The following is a 17,972-nucleotide window of genomic DNA, read 5'->3' on the forward strand; positions in this document are numbered from 1 at the left end:
GGGGAGCCTGACATGCGCAGCAAGGAATATTGGGAGCAGCGGGCCGGCGCCTATCGCGACACGATGGCGACCCCCTATCACCGGAACCGGCTGCGCATGGTGGAGGCGCTGCTCGCCGGGGCGCGGCTTGACGGGGCTGCGGTCGATTTCGGCTGCGGCGACGGAATCATGTCGGAACGCATCCTCGATCTCGGCGGCAGCGTGATTGCAATCGATATCGATCGAAGCATGGTGCACGCCACGCAGGAGCGTCTGTCGCGCTTCGGAGGCGGTTGGCAGGTTCTCCAGGGAACCGAAACCGCTCTGGCGCCGATCGCCACGGCGAGCCAGGATCTGGTTCTGGCGCTAAATGTCCTCGCCTATATGGGGGCGGAGGAAGGCGAGAGATTCTATGCGGAGACGAGCAGAATTCTCAAGCCCGGCGGCCATCTTGTTGTTACCCATTCGAACGAATTGTTCGACATGTTTACGTTGAACAAGAAAACCGTTGAATTCTATCGGAATAATTTCTCCGATTTCGTGGACAACGGCGAGGTTTCCGCATTGCTGACCCATCCGGACAAGCCGGACCGGGCCTCCTTCCCGACGCGAGAGAATCCTCTGGCCTATGGCGCCAGGCTGAAGCGCTTCTCGCTGTTCGAGGAGCGGCAGGAATTCGCCATCCTGCATCCCCGGCCGCCGCTGCTGATGCCGGGGTTCAACCCGGATGATCTTGCGGCGAGGGAGATGGAGGATACGATCGGCTGGGCCGAGGATGTCCGCTGGAAACTGATGTTCATGTGCAGCGTTTTCGGCGCACGCTTCGTGAAGGGGTGATCGCCCGATGACGATCGCTGCTCCGCCGACCACTCGCCCCCGGCTGGTGCCCGTGCTTCTGCTGAAGCACGGCGTCATCGTCCGCAGCCAGCTGTTCAAGGTGCACCAGGTCATCGGCAACCCGATGAGCAGCGTGCAGCGCTTCTCGGACTGGAATGTCGATGAACTCGTCGTGCTGGATATCAGCCGCGGCGAGGAGGGGCACGATCTGCGCCGCGACGATCTCCAGCAGAGCTATGCCGGCAATTCCGCGCTTGATGTGCTGCGGGCGATTGCCGAGGTCTGTTTCATGCCGCTGACCTTCGGCGGGCGGATCCGGTCGCTCCGCGACATCGAGGCGCGGCTCGCCGCGGGCGCGGACAAGGTGACCCTGAACACCGCCGCCTTCGAAACGCCCGGGCTTGTGGAGGAGGCGGCGCGGCGTTTCGGCGAGCAATGCATCGTGGTCTCGATCGACGCGCGCGCCCGCGAGGCGGGGCGATGGGAGGTGTTCGTCGACGGCGCCCGCCGGCCCACCCGGCTCGATCCGGCCGATTGGGCGCGGCAGATGCAGGAGCGCGGCGCCGGCGAGATCTTCCTCAATTCCATCGACCGCGACGGCTCCGGCATGGGTTACGATACCGCGCTGATCCGGCATGTGACGCAGGCGGTCGCCATCCCCGTCGTCGCCTGCGGCGGGGTCGGGCGCTACGCGCATTTCCCGGCCGCGATCGAGGCCGGCGCCTCGGCGGCGGCGGCGGCGAACATCTTCCATTTCTTCGAGCTGAGCTATTCCCACGGCAAGCAGGCCTGCCTCGATGCCGGCCTGCCGATGCGCCCGGTCGGGCTCGGCTCGCGCTTCCTGTGCCGGGAGCCCCGCTACGACACCGCCCGCGAGGATGCCCGCATCGCCGAAAGGCTCCGCCGGGCGGAAACCGGGGATTTCGCGGCCGCGCGGCCGCCGGGCGGTCGCGGCCATGCGGCGGTGCGCTGGTGCTCGGCCTGCGTCTACCCGACGATCTCGGCCGCGCCGATGGAATTCGACGATGCGGGCGTCTGCACCGGCTGCCAGATGGCGAAGGTCAAGGCGGCGATCCCGCGTTCTGAATGGGACCGCCGCCGCGAGATCCTGCGCGAACTGGTCGAGCGCCACCGCAGCCGGGACGGCGCGCGCCATGATTGCGTGATCGCGGTTTCCGGCGGCAAGGACAGCTATTTCCAGACGCACGTCCTCAAGCACGAATTCGGGCTCAACCCGCTGCTCGTCACATATGACGGCAACAACTGGACCGATGTCGGCTGGCGCAACATGGTGCGCATGCGCGAGGCCTTCGACGTCGATCACGTCGTGGTCCGGCCCTCGGTGGCGACACTGCGAAAGCTCAACCGCCTCGCCTTCGTGATCATGGGCGACATGAACTGGCACGCGCATGTCGGCATCATGACGGTGCCGATGCGGGTTGCGGCCGAGCGGGGCATTCCGCTGGTCTTCTACGGCGAGCACGGCTATCTCGACCTTTGCGGCCAGTTCTCGATGGACGATTTCCCGGAAGTGACGTTCCGCGACCGGCTCGAGCATTTCGCGCGCGGGTATGAATGGACGTATTTCGTCGGCCGCGAGGGGCTCACGAGCGGCGATATGATCCCGTGGAAATATCCCTCGGATCAGGCGTTGTTCGACCTCGACCTGCGCGGCATCTTCCTGGGCAATTACATTTATTGGGAAGCGAATGACCATGGCCGGATGGTCGTCGAGAAATACGGCTTCGAGGTCAGCACCACGCCGTTCGACAGGACCTACCGGACCATGTCGAACCTCGACGACATGCACGAGAACGGCGTGCATGATTATCTCAAATACATCAAGTTCGGCTATGGGCGCGCCACCGACCACGCCTCGAAGGATATCCGCGCCGGCCTGATGACCCGTGCCCGCGCGATCGAACTGGTGAACCATTACGATCCGATCAAGCCCTCCGACCTCGCGCGCTGGCTGGATTATGTCGGCATGAGCGAGGCGGAATTCGACCGCATCGCCGACACGTTCCGCGATCCCCGCGTGTGGTCCTTCGAGAACGGTCGCTGGAAGCGCGACAGGCTGGAAGGCTGAACGTGCTTGCGAGTGTTCGCCGCGCCTTCGGTCTCGTCAACCGCGATTCCCGGCCTTGGATCGCGGCCTATATCGTTGCTGCGATCGCGGCCTCCGTGCTCGAGGCGGGCGGGCTCGCGGGGCTGTTCGCCTTCTTCCATGTCGCGATGTCGCCACTCGACGACACGGCGCCGGGAATCGTCCGCGCGCTCCATGCGGCGTTCGGGGCACCGGAGCGGAACGCTTTTCTCTCCGGGCTTGCGATCGCCACAGCGACGGCGTTCCTGATCCGCGCGGCGATGCTGCTCGCCATCAGCTGGCTCGGCCTCGCCTTCCGCCGGCGGTTGCAGATCCAGATGACGAACCGGCTCTTCCGCGCCTATCTCGCGCAGCCGCTGGAATGGCACATGGCGAAGGGGCAGGCGCGCCTCGTCACCAACATCGCCAACAATATCGGCCAGGTTTCGCAGCATCTGATCGTCGCAGCGCTGGATATCTTCGCGAGCCTCGTGCTGATGGCCGTCGTCCTGGGCACTCTGCTCTATGTCCAGCCGCTCGGAACCCTTGCCGCCATTATGCTGGTTCTGGCGAGCGCATGGCTGTTCCTCAAGGTCATGCGGCCGGTGCTGCTGCGCTGGGGGGCCGACAATGTCGAGATCCAGGCGGCGCTCTACCGCGCGGTGCGCGATCCGCTGCGCGGCATCAAGACGCTCAAGGTTCTCGGCATCGGTGATGTCTTCGCGCGTGCGGTCGACCGTGCGACCGAGGCGGCGATGGCGCTGCAGGTCCGCCGCAGCCTGGCCCAGCAGGTGCCGCGGCTGACCCTAGAAGCGCTGGTCGTCACGGCGGTGCTGGGCGGGATCGTGATCGCACTCAATGCCGGGATGGGGCCCGGCGAACTGATCCCGAGCATGGCGCTCTTCGCCGCCGCGGCGATCCGGCTCATCCCGCATGCCACGACGATCCTCAATCATCTCCAGTATATGCGGATGACGGAGGCGCCGCTCGCGGCCCTGTGCGAGGATGTCGCCGGTCTCGTCGATACCGGCCCCAAGGCGGCGCCGGCGGCGCAGCGCCTGGCGTTCGAGCGGCTCGACCTCGACCGCGTCTTCTTCAGCTATGCCCGGGCGGAGGGCCGGCCCGGCGTGCTCGCCGGGATCGATCTCTCCATCCGCCCCGGCGAACTCGTGGCGATCGCGGGGGGGTCGGGGGCGGGGAAGACGACGCTCGTCGACCTGCTGCTCGGCCTGCTCGCGCCGACCGGCGGGCGTATCCTGCTCGACGGCGTGCCGATGCACGCCATGCCCGCCGGGCTGTTCGCCTATGTGCCGCAGGAGAGCTTCGTCGTCCATGGCACGCTGCGCGACAACATCGCGCTCGGCCTGCCCTCCGTCTCCGACGCGGCGATCCTGCACGCGGCCCGTGCGGCGGGGCTCTCCGCGCTCCTCGACCGATTGCCCGAGGGGCTCGACAGCCGGATCGACGAGGAGGGCAGCGGGCTTTCGGGCGGCGAGCGCCAGCGGATAGGGATCGCGCGGGCCTTGCTGCGCGACGCGCCGGTGATCGTCCTCGACGAGCCGACCTCCGCGCTCGACGCCCTGACCGAGGAGACCGTGATCGAGACCATCCGCAGCCTGCGCGGGAGCAGGGCGGTCATCATGATCGCGCATCGGCTGAGCAGCATCCAGCATTTCGACCGGATCGTCTTCATGGCGGCCGGCCGCGTGATGGCCGAGGGCAGCTTCGCGCAGGTCTACCGGACGAGCCCCGAATTCGCACGCATGGTGGACATCATGGCGCTGGATGGCTACGACCGCGGGGAGGGCCGCGGCGGCAGGCCGGATGACGCCGCCGGAACGAAGGAAGGACGATGACCGATATCGGCGAACGGCTCAGCGAGACCGAGCTTTGCCCGACCGATCTTCTGGCCATGCAGGAGGCGGCCTTCGCGCGGGACATCGCGCGGATGCATGCCCGCGCGGCGGAATTCGTGGCCGTGTCCTGCCCCGCCTGTGGCGATCGCGCCGGCACGCCGGCCTTCGAGAAATTCGGGTTCTCCTATCTCCGGTGCGGCACATGCCGCACGCTCTACATGTCGCCGCGCCCCTCCGAGGCCGTCCTGGCGGATTATTACCGCAATTCGGAGAATTACGCCGTCTGGGCGAAGCATGTATTCCCCGCCTCCGAGGCCGCGCGCCGCGAGAAGATCCACCGGCCCTGGCTGGGGCGGATTGTCGGGTATTGCGATCGGTTCGGCGTGCCGCGCGGCACCCTGGTCGAGATCGGCCCCGGCTTCGGCACCTTCGCGGCGGTGGCCACGGAATCCGGCGCGTTCCGGCGGGTGGTCGCCATCGAGCCGACGCCGGAACTGGCCGAGGCCTGCCGCCAGCGCGGCGTCGAGGTTGTGGAGGCGCGCGTCGAGGATGTCTCGACCGAAGCGCTGCCCGAGGCCGATGTCGTCGTCGCCTTCGAGGTGATCGAGCATCTTTTCGAGCCGCGGCGGTTCATCCGCGGCATCGGCCCGCGCTTGCGCAAGGGCGGGCTGCTGGTGCTCTCCTGTCCCAATGGCGAGGGGTTCGACATCGCGACGCTTGGCGCGGAATCGCTGGCGGTCGATGCGGAGCATGTGAACCTTTTCAACCCGTCCGCGCTGGCCCGGCTCCTGGCCGATGAGGGCTACGAGGTGGTCGAGAGCACGACGCCGGGCCGGCTGGACGCGGAATTCGTGCGCGAGGCCGCGCTGGCCGGCAGGGTCCGGCTGGATCCGTTCCTCGAGCGGGTTCTGATCACCGAATGGGAGCGCCTCGGCTGGCCCTTCCAGCAGTTCCTCGCGGCCCACGGCCTTTCCTCTCATATGTGGACGGTCGCGCGCCGTCTCTGAGCGGCGGCGGCGACAAGACGGAAGTTCCAGCATGGATACGCCCATTCCCTTCGGTCGCCCGCAGATCGACGAGGCCGAGATCGAGGCCGCGGTTGCGGTTCTTCGCTCCGGTATCCTGGTTCACGGGCCGGTGACGCACGATTTCGAGCGGGCCTTCGCGGCGCGGCTGGGGGTCGCGGAGGCCGTGGCGGTGTCGAGCTGCACCGCGGGCCTGCACCTTGCCCTGTTCGTCCACGGGGTCGGCCCCGGCCGCCGCGTCGCGGTGCCGGCGATGACCCATGTGGCGACCGCCCATGTCGTGGAATTGCAGGGCGCGACGCCGGTTTTCGTCGATGTCGACCCGGAAACCGGCAACATGGATCCGGATGCCTTGGCCCAAGCGGCGGCCGAGGGGCCGCTGGCGGCGATCCTGCCGGTGCATTATCTCGGCCTGCCCTGCGACATGGACCGCATCCTGCCGATCGCGGAGAAGGCCGGTGCCCTCGTGATCGAGGATTGCGCGCTGGCGCTCGATGCGACCTTCGGCGGGCGCAAGGCGGGCGGGCTCGGCACCTGCGGCAGTTTCTCGTTCTATCCGGTCAAGCACATGACCTCGATCGAGGGCGGCATGGTGACGACCGACGATCCCGATCTCGCGGCCACGCTGCGCAAGCGCCGGGCCTTCGGCTACAACCGCCAGCTTGGCGAGCGCGCCCGGCCGGGGCTCTATGATGTCGATGCCCTCGGCTTCAATTATCGCATGAGCGAGGTCGAGGCCGCGGTGGGGCTCGCCCAGCTCGCCAAGCTCGATGCCAGCCTTGCGGCGCGCGCCCGCAACCATGCGCTGATCGCGGAGCGGCTCGCGACGATCCCCGGTGCGACCATCTTCCCGGATCGGCATGGCAAGGCGGTGTCCTCGCATTATTGCATCAATCTCGTGCTGCCGCGAAGCGGTGCGATCAGCCGCGACGCGGTGCAGGATGCCCTGAAGTCCATGGGCATCGGCACCTCGATCCATTATCCCGGCGCGGTGCCGCTCTTCACGTATTACCGCGAGAAATACGGCTATCGCCCCGGGCAGTTCCCGGTCGCGGAATGGCTCGCCGCGCAGACGATCTCGCTGCCGGTCGCCGCGCATGTCAGCGCCGCCGATGCCGAGCGGATCGGCGATGCCGCAATTGCGGCGGTGCGTTCGGCGATCGCCGGCACCTAGGAGGAGGCTCGATGCGGATCGACGAGAAATCGCCCCCGCGCCGCTTCGGGGTCGGCATTGCCGGCCTGATGCTGTCGCATGTCGCCGATATCGCGCTCGAACCGGATGAGATGGTGACGTTCCGGCACGGACAGGCCGGCGAATACGACGTGACGCGCAAGAGCTGGGGATATTACGCGACGCCCTCGCTGGGCGGCCGTCTGCGCCGGCATGGCCTGCGCGCGGCTTTGACGCGCAACATCGATACCCGGCAATGCTTCGTGGTGCTCGTTGAAGCGGGGCGCGAGGCGGAATGGCACGCCTACAACGCCGCCGAGCGGCAGGAGGTCGTGCTCTGGCTCGACGATTTCGATACCCTCGCCGCGATGCCGGCGGTTCCGGGCCGGGAGGAGGCGCGCGATGGCTGACAAGGCGCATGTCGAGCGTGCAATCGCCGCCTGCTACGCGACCTGGGCGGACGATTATTACGACAATTATTACGGGCCCGCCGCGGCCTACCCGCCCGTGCATGCCGATCTCGTGCTGCGGACGCTGCTTGAGGGCGGCGCGCGCTGCCTGCTCGATGCCGGCTGCGGCCCGGCGAGTTTTCTCCGCCATATGGCGCATGCGCCGATCGCCTGGCACGGCTTCGACCTCACGCCGGAAATGGTGGCGCGCGCGCGGGCGCTGGCGACCGAGATCGGGCGCGGGGATGCCGAGATCTGGGTCGGTTCGGTGCTGGATGACGGGGCCTTCCGGCCGCCGGGCCGGGACATCGCCTTCGATTCGGCCATCCTGATCGGCGTGCTTCCCCATATTCCTGCCGAGGAGGACGAGCAGGTCCTGCACCGCCTTGCCGGGGCGGTGACGCCGGGCGGGTTGCTGATCGCGGAGGCGCGCAACGCGCTGTTCGGGCTCTTCACGCTCAACCGCCCGAGCTTCGAACTCTTTGCCGAACGGCTTGTCGATTGGCCGGCCCTGGCCGCCGCCGCGTCCGATGCGGAGCGGGCCGCGCTCGACGGGCTCCGGGAGGCGCTCGCGGCGCGGTTCCGGATGGATCTCCCGCCCGTGCGGACCGGCAAGGCCGGAGAGCCGGGTTACGATCAGGTGCTGAGCCGGGCGCATGTGCCCTTCGAACTGGCCGAGGCGGCGCGCCGCGCCGGCTGGACCGATGTCGAGATCCTCTACACGCATTTCCATGCCCTGCCGCCGATGTTCGAGCGGGTCGTGCCGGATCTCTTCCGCCGGGCCAGCCTTGCCATGGAGAACCCGCGCGACTGGCGCGGCATGGTGATGGCCTCCTCCTTCCATCTGGTCGGGCGCCGGCAGGGATGATCCGCGCGGGCGATCCGGATCACTTCAACATCTGGTCGCATTCACAGCATATGCGGGCGCTCTATCGCGCCCGTGCGCGGGACGAGGCCGAGGAGATGACCTGCGCCGCGCAGGCGGCCGATCTTGTCGCCGGCATGGCGGGAAACGGGGCGAGCCTGCTCGATGTCGGCTGCGGCTCGGGCTGGTTCTTCCATTCCTTGCGCCGGCGCGGCCTTGCTCTGGACTATTGGGGCATCGACAGGACGGCGCCGTTCATCGCGATCGGCCGCGAGGAACTGCCCCGCTATGGCCTGCCGCCGGAGCGGCTGCTGCTCGGCGAGATCGAGAGCGCGACCGGCGCGGCCGATCTCGTCCTGTGCATGAACGTGCTCTCGAACATCGACAACTGGCACCGCGCGCTCGACCGCATCGCCGCCATCGCGCGGCGCGGGATCATCCTGCGCGAATCCTTCGGGGATGACGCGGCCTATGCGCTGGTGACCGACCGGTTCCTCGATCCGGGGGTGGAGCTGAAGGTGCATGTGAACCGCTATGCCCGCACCGAGATCGCCGCCTTTCTGGCCGAGCGCGGGTTCATCTCCCGCTTCGTGACCGATATCCGCACCGGCGGTGCGGCGGAACCGGTCATCGGCTATGATCATCACTGGGAATTCCTCGTCGCCAGGCGCGAGACTCCCGCGACCGGAAATACCGCATCATGAGCCGCATCGCCGTTCTCGCCGCCCCAGGCCTTCCGCTTCCCGCCGCAATCGGGGACATGCTCGCGGCCTATCGCGGCGCGCCGGAGACCCTCCTTGCGACCGGCGCGGCTGCCGGGCTTGCGCATTCGGGGCCAGGCGGGATCGCCGCGCATCCGGCGGGGTTGCTGGTGCTCGACGGGCTGCTCTACGGTTCCGGCCATCTCGCATCCCTGCCGGAGCCGCCGACGGGCGACGACGCGGCCATCCTCGCGGCTTTGATCGCCAGGCTCGGCGTCGAGGCCGCGCTCGCACGGGTCAACGGCGATTTCGCCTTCGCCTGGATCCCGTCGGACGGCACCGGGATCACGCTTGCGCGCGATCCGTTCGGCATGCGCCCGCTCTTCTACGCGGCGCTGCCCGGCGGGGGCTGGGCGGCCTCCTCGCAGCCGCGCGGGCTCCTGCGGCTGCCCGGTATCCCCGCGACGCCCGACCGCGCCTTTCTCGCGCGTTTCGGTGCGATGCATTACCGGCTCATCGATGCCGAGCCTGCGCGCTCGCCCTACGCCGCCATCGCGCAGGTTCCCGCCGGGATGGTCGTCCGGCTGGGCCGCGACGGTGCCGCGCGGATGACGCGCTGGTTCGATGCCGAGGATGCGCCCGAACTGGTCGGCGACGAGCCGCGGCTCGCGGAGGAATTGCGCGCCCTGCTGCTCGATGCGGTCGGCATCCGTCTCGCGCGCTTTCCGAACCGGGCCTTCACGCTCTCGGGCGGCATGGACAGTTCCTCCGTTCTCGCCTCGGCAGTCGAGATCGAGGGCCGGCCGCAGATCGCGTTCAGCACGCTCTATGTCGACGAAACCTATGACGAGCGCCGGGAGATCGCCGACATGCTGGCGCGCCATGTCGGCGAATGGCGGCAGGTCGTGCTGCCGAACGCGATCGACCTGACGGCCGATGTCGACCGGATGATCGGCCTCCATGACGAGCCCGTCGCCACCGCGACCTGGCTGTCGCATCTCCGCCTGGCGCGGCAGGCTGCGGGCGAAGGGTTCGCGGCGCTGTTCGGGGGCCTTGGCGGCGACGAGCTCAATGCCGGCGAATACGAATATTTCCCGATGCATTTCGCCGATCTGCGCGCCGCCGGCGAAGAGGCCGCGCTCGAACGCGAGATCTCCGCCTGGGCGCATCACCACGACCATCCGATCTTCCGGAAATCGCCGGCGATCGCGCGCGAACTCATGAATCGTCTGACGGATCCCGCGCGCCCCGGCCATTGCCTCGCGGACAGGGCCCGGCTCGACCGTTACAAGCATGTGCTCTCACCCGATTTCGCGGAATTCCGGGATTATGCGCCGCCCATGGAGGCGCCGTACCGCTCCTATCTCAAGACGCGGACATGGCAGGACCTCACCCGCGAGACCCTGCCGTGCTGCATTCGCGCCGAGGATCGCCACGGCGCCGCGTTCGGCCTGCCGCCGGTCCTGCCCTTCCTCGATCCGCGCCTCGTGCGCTTCATGTACCGCGTACCCGGCACGATGAAGATCCGCGACGGCGTGACGAAGCGGCTCTTGCGCGAGGCGACGCGCGGCCTGCTGCCGGAGGCGACGCGCACCCGCGTCAAGAAGACGGGCTGGAACGCCCCGGCTCATCTCTGGTTCACCGGCCCCGGCGCCGCGATGCTCCGCGACCTGACGCATTCGGCGCTGTTCGACGACCTGGGACTTTACGACCGGGGCGGGGTGCTCGCGATCATCGATGCGCATGAGCGGATCGTGACATCGGGCGCGGCGGAGGAGAACCACATGATGTTCCTCTGGCCCTATTTCAACATGATGCGCTGGCAGGCCTGGCTGAAGGCGGAAGGCTGGCGCGAACCCTTGGGGACGTCCTGACATGCGGACGATGATCATCGCCGAGATCGGCTCCGTTCATGACGGCTCGTTCGGGAATGCCTGCAAGCTGATCGAGCTCGCCGCCGAATGCGGGGCCGATATCGTCAAGTTCCAGACGCATATCCCGGCCGCCGAGACGTTGCGCGACGCGCCGATGCCGCCCTATTTCAAGGGCGAGCCGCGCTTCGAATATTTCGAGCGCACCGGGTTCTCGCGGCCGCAATGGCGCGATCTGCAGCGGGCCTGCGCGGCGGCCGGCATCGGCTTCCTGTCCTCGCCGTTCTCGCTCGAGGCGGTCGATCTCCTCGAGGAGATCGGCGTCGATCTCTACAAGGTGCCGTCCGGCGAGACGAGCAACCTGCCGCTGCTGGAGCGACTCGCCGAGACCGGCAAGCCGGTCCTTCTCTCGACCGGCATGTCGAACTGGGCGGAGATCGACGCGGCCGTGGCGATCCTCCGGGGTGGCGGGCCGCTCTGCGTCATGCAATGCACCTCCGCCTATCCCTGCCCGCCGGAGCGGGTCGGGCTCAACGTGCTGGCGGAGATGCGCGCGCGCTACGGCGTGCCGGTTGGCTTCTCGGATCACACGCTGGGGCCGGCGGCCGCGCTCGCCGCCGCCGCGCTCGGCGCCGGCGTGATCGAGAAGCACCTGACCTTCTCACGGAAAATGTATGGCTCCGACGCCGCCAATTCCATGGAGCCGGCGGAATTCGCGGCGCTCTGCCGCGATCTCCGCGCCGTCTGGACCATGCTCGACAACCCGGTCGAGAAGGACGATCTGGCCCCGTATCGCGACATGAAGCGGATTTTCGAGAAATCCGTCGTCACCGCGCGGGCCCTGGCCGCGGGAACGACGATCCGGCGCGAGGATCTCGCCTTCAAGAAGCCGGGCGACGGGATCCCGGCGGCCCGGTATCGCGATCTTCTCGGCCGGCGCGTGCTGCGCGACCTGCCGGCCGATCACAAGCTCGCGGCCGCCGAGATCGAGGGATGGAACTGACATGGCCCCGCAAACCTGCATGCTCTGCGGGCATGCGCTGGGCGATGCGCTGCTGGTCCACGCGATTCCCGATCGGTTCGAGCGGGCCGTGGGGATCGCGGAAGCCGGCTACCGGCGGGTCTGGCGGGGCTGTCCGCATTGCGGCACGGCGACGAATATCCACGACCCCGCCCATGCCAAGGCCATCAAGGCCGTCGGCGCCGCCTATTACGACATCGACTTCGCGGGCGGCGATCTCGCAGGCAAATACGCGAAGGTGATGGCGCTCCCGCCGGAGCGCTCGGACAATGCCGGGCGGGTCGAGCGTGTTCTGGCGGCGCTGCGCCGCTGGGTTCTGCCCGTCGAGCCGGTCAAGGCCGTCGATATCGGCGCCGGGCTCTGGGTCTTCCTGGCGCGGCTTTCGGCGCGGGCCGATTTCGCGCTGTCGGCCGTTGCGATCGAGCCGGATCCGACCGCCGCGGCGCATCTGCGCGGGCTCGGCGGCTTTGCGGTCGAGCAGGGGCTGTTCTCGGGCGAGGATCGCCACCGGGATGCGAATCTCGTGACGCTCAACAAGGTGCTCGAACATGTCGCGCAGCCTGTGGAGCTGCTCCGGGCCGTCGCGCGGGTGCTCGATCCGGCGCGCGGGCTCGCCTATGTCGAGGTTCCGGATGTCGCGACGATCGGCAACCGGCCGCCGGATGACAACATCCTTGGCGCGCTGCATGTTCATCTCTATAGCCCTACCGGCCTTGCGCTGGCGCTGACCCGCGCGGGGCTTGAGCCGCTGGAGATCGGCCGGGTGGTCGAGCCATCGGGGAAAATCACCGTCTTCGCCTTCGCGGCGCTGCGCCCCCTGGTCGATCGTCACGCCATGCGCTGAACGCGGCGGGGGAATGGAACGGGCATGAAAAAGATCTGTTGCGTCATCGGCTCGCGGGCCAATTACAGCTCGATCAAATCCGCGCTCGGCGCGATCCGGGCGCATCCGGGCCTGCGCCTACAGCTCGTCTGCATGGCGTCGGCGCTGCTCGACCGCTACGGCAGCGTCGTGAACCTCATCGAACGCGACGGGTTCGAGATCGACGAGCGGCTGCACATCCTGCTGGAAGGCGAGACTCCGGCCACGATGGCGAAATCGACCGGTGTCGGGCTGATCGAGCTTCCCTCCGCCTTCGAGCGGCTGAAGCCCGATATCGTCATCACGGTCGGGGACCGCTTCGAGACCATGGCGACCACGCTCGCGGCCGCCTACATGAACATTCCCGTCGCGCATACCATGGGCGGGGAGGTCACCGGGACGATCGACGAGAGCATCCGCCACGCGGTGACGAAATTCGCCCATATCCATTTCCCGGCGAGCCGGGATGCCGCACAGCGGATCGAGCGGCTCGGCGAGCGGCCGGAGATGATCTTCCGCGTCGGCTGCCCGCGCATCGATCTGGTGGCCGAAATCCTCGGCGCGGATGACGGCACCGCGACGCTCGACGCCGCCGATCAGCTCTTCGCGACGGGCGTCGGCGCCAGGCTCGACCTCTCCCGCCCCTTCGCGATCGTGAGCCAGCACCCCGTCACGACGGAATACGGCGAGGGCGAGGCGCAGATCACCGCGACGCTCGAAGCGGTGCGGCGCAACGGATTGCAGGCGATCGTGCTGTGGCCCAACGCGGATGCCGGCTCCGAGGACATCGCCCGCGGCATGCGCAAATGGCGCGAGAAGGGGCTCGCCGAGGGGCTGCACTTCTTCAAGAACCTGCCGATCGCCACCTATGTGCGGCTGATGGCGCGGACGGCCTGTCTCGTCGGCAATTCGTCGAGCGGCATCCGCGAGGGCGCCTATATCGGCACGCCGGTCGTCAATGTCGGCAGCCGTCAGGACAGCCGCGAACGCGGGCGCAACGTCCTGGATGTCGATCACAATGCCGGGGCCATCGGTGATGCGATCGCCGCGCAGATGGCCCATGGCCGCTACCCGATGGAGGATATCTACGGCGATGGCCATGCCGGCGCGCGCATCGCCGAGATCCTCGCGACGATCGGGCCGGTCCGGGTCCAGAAGACCATCACCTATTGACGCGATGCGGTTCCTCGCCATCATCCCGGCCCGGGGCGGCTCCAAGGGGGTTCCGCGCAAGAACATCCGGATGGTCGCCGGCCGCCCGCTCATCGCCTGGACGATCGAGGCCGCGCGGCTTTCCGGCGCGCTCGACCGGATCGCCGTCTCGACGGAGGATGCCGAGATCGCGGCGATCGCGCGCGCCTGGGGCGCCGAGATTTTCGAGCGCCCCGCCGCCCTGGCGGAGGATGCGACGCCGACGCGCGATGTCCTCTGGCATCATGTCGCGGATTGCGCCGCCGCAGGCTATCATCCCGATGCGGTGGTGACGCTGCAGCCGACATCGCCGCTGCGCCGCCCCGAGCAGTTGCGCGCGGCCTGCGCGGCCTTTGCGGCCGATCCCCGCGCCGACAGCCTCGTGAGCTGCATCGATGTGCCGCATATCTTCCACCCGCTTTCGGTCATGCGCCTCGGCCCGGACGGATATCTGCGGCCCTATCTCGATCAGCCGGCGACGCCGACGCGGCGGCAGGAGAAGCCGCCGGCGCTGGCCCGCAACGGCGCCGCAATCTACATCACCCGCACGGCGCGGCTCGCCGATTACGTGTTCGGCGGCAATCTGCTCCCCTTCCCGATGCCTGTCGAGGACAGCCTCGACATCGACGAGGAGCAGGATCTGGAGGCGGCCGAGCGGTGCCTGAGGGAGCGTCACCCGTGATGGCGCTGGGGTCTCTGCCCCGCCGGCTGCGGACACGGGCCTTGCTCGAAATGGACGCGCTGCGCTTCCGCCGCGCGCTCGGCGCCTGGCGCGCCGCGAGGCCCCCGGCCGGGGCGCGCCGGACGCTGCTGATCTCCGATCTGTTCATGATGACGGCGACGGCCAAGGTCGAGGCCCTGATTGCCGGCACGCTCGAGGCGCGACACGGCTTCCGCAGCGTGGTGCTGCTGCGGCAACGGGAGCCGGTGATCGAGCGCATCTATCGCGCGGCCTGCCGCGACGTGGAATTCCGCTATTTCGACGCTCTCCTGGCGGCGGAGGATCCCGCTCCCCATCGCGCCGAGGCGGCGCGGCTGCTGGCGCCGCTGGGCAGCATCGCCGAGGTCGCGGCACTGGAGCTCGAAGGGTTCCGGACCGGCCGCAACGCGCTTTCAGCGGTGTTTCGCCGCCGGCGGGCCGGGCAGATCGACCTCGCCGATCCGGCGCTGCGTGAGGAGGTGCTGGGCGAGATCGCCGCCTCGCTTCGCGCGGCCGCCACCATGCGCCGGCTGGTCGGCGCGCTGCGGCCGGACCGGGCGCTGTTCAACGAGCGTGGCTATACGCCGGCGGGGGAGGTGTTCGATGCCTGCCTTCTGGCCGGCTGCGAGGCGGTGCAATGGTTCGGGGCGCCGAGTTCCGAGAGCCTGATGTATACGCGCTACCGGCTCGACAATCGCGGCATGCATCCCATGGCGCTCGCGCCGGCGACCTGGGCGGCGATCAAGGCCCGGCCCTGGTCGGAGGCCGATGACGCGGCGGTGCTGGCGCGGATCCGGCGCAACTATACTGGCGGCGGCTGGTATAACCGCCAGAAGCTGCAGGAGGGCAAGGTCGCGCTCTCGCCGGCGGAGACCCGCGCCGCCCTGGACCTGCCGCCGGGAAAGCCGGTGGCGGTGATCTTCGCCCATATCCTCTACGACGCCACCTTCTTCTATGGCGAGAGCCTCTTCGCCGATTATCAGGAATGGCTCGTCGAGACGGTCCGGCACGCGATCGCCAATCCGGCACTGACCTGGATCGTCAAGGTGCATCCGGTCAATGTGTGGCGCTCGAAAATGGACGGCGCCGCGATGGAGCAGCTCGAGGCGGCCGCGCTCGCCCGTGCCTTCGGCGCCTTGCCGGACCATGTCCGGCTGATGCCGGCGGATACGCCCGTCAACACCGCCTCGCTCTACGCGATCACCGATTACGGGCTGACGGTGCGCGGAACGGTGGGCATGGAGCTCCCATGCTTCGGCGTTCCCGTCGTCACGGCCGGAACCGGGCGCTATTCCGGCCTCGGCTTCACGCTCGATCCGCCGACACGGGCCGAGTTCGCCGACCTGCTCGGCCGCCTGCACGACGTGCCGCGGCTCGATCCGGCAACGATCCGCCTCGCCCGGCAGCATTACAACGCGGCGCTCAACCTGCGCCCGCAGCCCATGACCTCGTTCCTGCTCGATTTCGACGCCGGAACCTTCGGGCTTCCGGAATTGCGGCAGAATACCCGTCTGCAGGCCGCATCCCAGGGCGAGGCCTGGCGCCCCGGCCCGGACCTCGAACGCCTTGCGGATTGGATCGAATCCCGGACGCCGCTTGATCTTCTCGCGATTGCCGATCAAGACCTCGGGGTGTTCCCACGCGCCGAGGAGCCCACCGGATGAAGGCCGAGCAATATCCCGAACTGGTCTGGACGCCCGAGATGATCGCGCGGTTCTGGGATTGGCAGGCCGGCACGCCGGAAGTCTATTTCACCTATCAGTTCGGCGCGGAGATCGCCCGCACCCTGGCGCCCTGGTTCGCAGGGCGGCGGCGCATCCTCGATTACGGCTGCGGCGTGGGCTATCTCATTCCGCATCTGTGCCGGCATGCGGCGGAAGTGCATGCCGCCGATACCTCCGAGGTCAGCGTTGCCGAGGTCAACCGCCGGCTCGGCCATCTCGAGCGCTTTCGGGGCGCCTCGACGATCCGCGCCCTTGCCGAGCGTGGCGAGACCTTCGATGTCGTGCTGGTGATCGAGGTGATCGAGCATCTCTATGACGATGCGCTCGCGGCCCTGTTCGCCGATGTGCGGGCGCGCCTCGCGCCGGGCGGCATCGCGATCTTCTCGACGCCGAACAACGAGGATCGCAGACGCAACATGATCCTGTGCCCGGAGAGCGGCAAGCTGTTCCACCGCTGGCAGCATGTGCGCTCCTGGTCCGCCGAGAGCCTGGAGCGCAGCCTCCAGCAGGCCGGCTTCGTGCCCGAAGCGATGATCGAGACCGACATGTCGCGTCCCAGGGTCTCTTCGCCGGGCATGGCATTGCGGGCTTTCACGAGGCGCATGCTGCATGGTCCGGCCGGCAAGCCGCATCTCGTGGCCGTCGCGCAGCGGAGCGCAGCGTCGTGAGCGGGGGCTCCCTGAACCCCCAGGCGCAGGCGCTTCTCGCGGAGGTGCTGGGACCGGCCTGGCGCGTCTCGGCAGAGGAACTGATCGCGGCCGATGGCACGCGCGTGCCCGTGCAGGACGGGGTCACCCGTTTCCGCGAGGAAGACAGTTACAATCGCTCCTTCGCGCTCCAATGGGGCGCATTCCGAACCAACCAGCTTGACGAGGTCAACGGCTCCAACCTCTCGATGCTCCGTTTCGCCGAAACCGGCTGGACCGCAGAGATGCTGAACGGGCAGCGCGTGCTGGAGGCGGGATGCGGCGCCGGCCGGTTCACCGCCATCCTGGCGCGCCTCGGCGCCCGGCTCGTGGCGCTCGATTATTCGAGCGCGGTCGATGTGAGCCGCCAGAACAATGAGGAGAAGGGCGAGATCGCCTTCGTGCAGGCGGATATCCTGGCGATGCCGTTCCAGCCCGGCAGTTTCGATTTCGTCTTCTGCCACGGCGTTCTCCAGCATACGCCGGACCCGGAGCGCGCCTTCCACGCCCTCTTGCGCATGGTTCGGCCTGGCGGGCGCCTCTCGGCCGATATCTACCGCAAGGATGGCCTCATCCGGCCGTGGAAATCGAAATATCTCTGGCGGTGGTGGACCACCCGCATCGCGCCCGACAGGCTGCTCGCCTTCCTGCGCTGGTTCATTCCCAAATGGTTGCCGATCGATACGGCGATCAAGTCCATTCCCTATGCCGGCAATTATCTCGGTTCGGTCATCCCGTGCTGGAACTACAGCAATCGCGCGCTATCGCCCGAGCAGAAGCGCGAATGGGCGATCATGGATACGTTCGACGCCCTTGCCCCCGCCTATGATCTGCCGGCGCATATCGACGATGTGCGCCGATGGGCGCGCGAAGCAGGGCTCGTGGATGCCGAGATCCGTCCGGGTGGCAACGGCGTTGTGATCAACGCGATCAAACCCCTTTAGCGAT

General features: G+C 68.3%; 16 protein-coding genes. All 16 read left to right on the plus strand.

The window, feature by feature from the left end; translation table 11 throughout:
• Positions 1-12: 12 nt before the first annotated feature.
• The 16 genes from FWJ24_RS11710 to FWJ24_RS11785 are packed head-to-tail and all read left to right on the plus strand — an operon-like array spanning position 13 to position 17,968.
• Positions 13-816, plus strand: a complete 804-nt coding sequence (locus FWJ24_RS11710) for a class I SAM-dependent methyltransferase (RefSeq protein ID WP_166443682.1) — start codon at positions 13-15, stop codon at positions 814-816.
• 7 nt (positions 817-823) lie between these two features.
• Positions 824-2,905: an N-acetyl sugar amidotransferase gene (locus FWJ24_RS11715; protein WP_150288027.1), complete on the plus strand. Its 2,082-nt coding sequence runs from the start codon at positions 824-826 to the stop codon at positions 2,903-2,905.
• Positions 2,906-2,907: 2 nt separating this feature from the next.
• The gene (locus tag FWJ24_RS11720) at positions 2,908-4,758 is read left to right on the plus strand and encodes an ABC transporter ATP-binding protein (RefSeq protein WP_150288028.1); all 1,851 of its coding nucleotides are present in this window, start codon (positions 2,908-2,910) and stop codon (positions 4,756-4,758) included.
• Positions 4,755-5,765, plus strand: coding sequence for a class I SAM-dependent methyltransferase (locus tag FWJ24_RS11725; RefSeq protein WP_150288029.1), 1,011 nt, complete (start codon positions 4,755-4,757; stop codon positions 5,763-5,765). Before FWJ24_RS11720 ends, FWJ24_RS11725 begins: the two co-directional genes overlap by 4 nt.
• Positions 5,766-5,796: 31 nt before the next feature.
• Complete coding sequence (locus FWJ24_RS11730; protein ID WP_150288030.1) at positions 5,797-6,957, plus strand: DegT/DnrJ/EryC1/StrS family aminotransferase; 1,161 nt, start codon at positions 5,797-5,799, stop codon at positions 6,955-6,957.
• An 11-nt stretch (positions 6,958-6,968) separates the two neighbouring features.
• Positions 6,969-7,364, plus strand: a complete 396-nt coding sequence (locus FWJ24_RS11735; RefSeq protein WP_150288031.1) for a hypothetical protein — start codon at positions 6,969-6,971, stop codon at positions 7,362-7,364.
• Positions 7,357-8,271 (plus strand): class I SAM-dependent methyltransferase, encoded by a 915-nt coding sequence (locus FWJ24_RS11740; RefSeq protein WP_150288032.1) that lies wholly within the window; start codon positions 7,357-7,359, stop codon positions 8,269-8,271. Before FWJ24_RS11735 ends, FWJ24_RS11740 begins: the two co-directional genes overlap by 8 nt.
• A complete protein-coding gene (locus tag FWJ24_RS11745; protein ID WP_150288033.1) occupies positions 8,268-8,972 on the plus strand; it encodes a class I SAM-dependent methyltransferase in 705 nt (234 codons plus the stop codon). Before FWJ24_RS11740 ends, FWJ24_RS11745 begins: the two co-directional genes overlap by 4 nt.
• Positions 8,969-10,843 (plus strand): asparagine synthetase B family protein, encoded by a 1,875-nt coding sequence (locus FWJ24_RS11750; RefSeq protein WP_150288034.1) that lies wholly within the window; start codon positions 8,969-8,971, stop codon positions 10,841-10,843. Before FWJ24_RS11745 ends, FWJ24_RS11750 begins: the two co-directional genes overlap by 4 nt.
• 1 nt (position 10,844) lies before the next feature.
• Positions 10,845-11,843, plus strand: coding sequence for an N-acetylneuraminate synthase family protein (locus FWJ24_RS11755; protein ID WP_150288035.1), 999 nt, complete (start codon positions 10,845-10,847; stop codon positions 11,841-11,843).
• Between the two features lies 1 nt (position 11,844).
• Positions 11,845-12,705: a methyltransferase domain-containing protein gene (locus FWJ24_RS11760; RefSeq protein WP_150288036.1), complete on the plus strand. Its 861-nt coding sequence runs from the start codon at positions 11,845-11,847 to the stop codon at positions 12,703-12,705.
• A gap of 24 nt (positions 12,706-12,729) precedes the next feature.
• A complete protein-coding gene (gene neuC / locus FWJ24_RS11765; RefSeq protein WP_150288037.1) occupies positions 12,730-13,896 on the plus strand; it encodes a UDP-N-acetylglucosamine 2-epimerase in 1,167 nt (388 codons plus the stop codon).
• 4 nt (positions 13,897-13,900) lie between these two features.
• Positions 13,901-14,596 (plus strand): acylneuraminate cytidylyltransferase family protein, encoded by a 696-nt coding sequence (locus tag FWJ24_RS11770; RefSeq protein ID WP_166443683.1) that lies wholly within the window; start codon positions 13,901-13,903, stop codon positions 14,594-14,596.
• On the plus strand, positions 14,596-16,278 hold the full coding sequence (locus FWJ24_RS11775) for a hypothetical protein (RefSeq protein WP_150288039.1): 1,683 nt from the start codon (positions 14,596-14,598) through the stop codon (positions 16,276-16,278). The genes FWJ24_RS11770 and FWJ24_RS11775 overlap by 1 nt, the downstream gene beginning before the upstream one ends.
• Positions 16,275-17,006 (plus strand): class I SAM-dependent methyltransferase, encoded by a 732-nt coding sequence (locus FWJ24_RS11780; RefSeq protein WP_150288040.1) that lies wholly within the window; start codon positions 16,275-16,277, stop codon positions 17,004-17,006. The genes FWJ24_RS11775 and FWJ24_RS11780 overlap by 4 nt, the downstream gene beginning before the upstream one ends.
• On the plus strand, positions 17,003-17,968 hold the full coding sequence (locus tag FWJ24_RS11785; RefSeq protein ID WP_166443684.1) for a class I SAM-dependent methyltransferase: 966 nt from the start codon (positions 17,003-17,005) through the stop codon (positions 17,966-17,968). Before FWJ24_RS11780 ends, FWJ24_RS11785 begins: the two co-directional genes overlap by 4 nt.
• Positions 17,969-17,972 lie beyond the last annotated feature (4 nt).

The sequence above is a fragment of the Rhabdaerophilum calidifontis genome, assembly GCF_008641065.1.
Lineage (GTDB): Bacteria > Pseudomonadota > Alphaproteobacteria > Rhizobiales > Beijerinckiaceae > Rhabdaerophilum > Rhabdaerophilum calidifontis.